We start from the raw sequence: 1,659 nt of genomic DNA, 5'->3' as shown, positions 1-1,659 counted from the left end.
CCTGCTACCCTAGTACTCACCGCACCGTCCCACGGGAGAGGCCATGTCCATCCTTGAACACACCGACCCCGAAGTCGCCGCCATCATCGCCGACGAGCGCACCCGCCAGGTCGAACACCTCGAGATGATCGCCAGCGAGAACTACGCCTCCGCGGCCGTCCTCGAAGCGACCGGCTCCGTCTTCACCAACAAGTACGCCGAGGGCTACCCCGGAAAGCGCTACTACGCCGGCAACCAGCACAGCGACCGCCTCGAGCAGCTCGCCATCGATCGCGCGAAGCAGCTCTTCGGCGCCGACCACGCCAACGTCCAGCCCACCTCCGGCGCCGAGGCCAACATGGCCGCCTACCTCGCTTTCGCCAACCCCGGCGACACCATCATGGGCATGGAGCTCTCCCAGGGCGGGCACCTCACCCACGGCTCCCCGGTCAACTTCTCCGGTCGGCTCTACCGCTTCGTGCCCTACACTGTGGACCGCGAAACCGAGACCATCGATATGGCCGTGGTCCGGCAGCTCGCCCGCGAACACCGGCCGCGCATCATCGTCTCCGGCGCCACCGCCTACCCGCGCACCATCGATTTCGCCGCCTTCGCTGAGATCGCCCACGAGGTCGGCGCCATCCTCATGTCCGATGTCTCCCACATCGCCGGGCTGATCGCGGGCGGCGTCCACCCGAGCCCCGTCCCCCACGCCGATATCGTCACCACCACCACCCACAAGACCCTCCGCGGGCCGCGCGGCGCCCTCGCGATGTGCAAGGCCGAGCATGCCGACGCGCTCGATCGCGCCGTCTTCCCCGGCACCCAGGGCGGCCCCCACCTGCACAGCATCGCCGCCAAGGCAGTTGCCTTCGGCGAGGCGCTTCGCCCCGAATTCCGTGACTACGCAGCCCAGGTGGTCCGCAACGCCGCAGTCCTCGCCGAAGAGCTCCTCCGCGGCGGCCTTCGCCTCGTCTCCGGCGGCACCGATAACCACCTCATCCTCGTCGATTGCAACAGCGTCGGCATCAGCGGCCTGAAGGCCCAGAACGCTCTCCAGGGCGCCGGCATCATCACCAACCGGAACACCATCCCCTACGACGAGCGCTCCGCCTACGTCACCAGCGGCCTGCGCCTCGGCACTCCCGCCCTCACCTCCCGCGGCATGAAGGAGGACGAAATGCGCCGCGTCGCCGCCTGGATCCTGCGCGTGCTCAAGGACCCGGATGGCGAGGGCGTCCGCGAATCCGTCCGCGCCGAAGTGGCCGAATTCGCCCGCGCCTACCCCGTGCCCGGCATCACCGATGCCGTCCCACAATCGCCGGCATCCGCTACCGTCTAACTTCCGCCCGTGCTACGTTCAGAGTTCCACCCGGGGTCCCGGTCCTCCGCACGGGAGGACAATCCCACCGCCCGGGCTGAGGTTCCATGAGGGAATACGAACTCACCGTCATCTACGACCTCTCCATCCAGGAGTCCGGCGGGCCCGACGCTTCCACCGAGCGGCTCAAGCAAATCATCGAGTCCCGCGGCGCCCGCATCCTCAAGGTCGACCACTGGGGCCGGCGGCGGATGGCCTACCCGATCCGCCACGCCATCGATGGGGACTACATCGTTACCCGCATCGAAGCCGAGCCCTCCGCCGTCGCGGCCATCGATACCGCCCTCCGCATCGACGAA

Annotated in this window: 2 protein-coding genes; both read left to right on the top strand. The window is 68.5% G+C overall.

Annotated elements, in window-relative coordinates; translation table 11 throughout:
- Positions 1-43: 43 nt before the first annotated feature.
- A complete protein-coding gene (gene glyA, locus VAE46_RS01600) occupies positions 44-1,321 on the top strand; it encodes a serine hydroxymethyltransferase (RefSeq protein WP_322795156.1) in 1,278 nt (425 codons plus the stop codon).
- Positions 1,322-1,407: 86 nt separating this feature from the next.
- Positions 1,408-1,659: 30S ribosomal protein S6 (gene rpsF / locus VAE46_RS01595; protein WP_322795155.1), on the top strand; the 252-nt coding region annotated here is incomplete at its 3' end.

The organism is Tepidiforma sp., from assembly GCF_034433535.1.
In the GTDB taxonomy this organism is placed as follows: Bacteria; Chloroflexota; Dehalococcoidia; order Tepidiformales; family Tepidiformaceae; genus Tepidiforma.
Note: the sequence above shows the minus strand (reverse complement) of the source record. Positions and strands in the feature narration are given on the sequence as shown.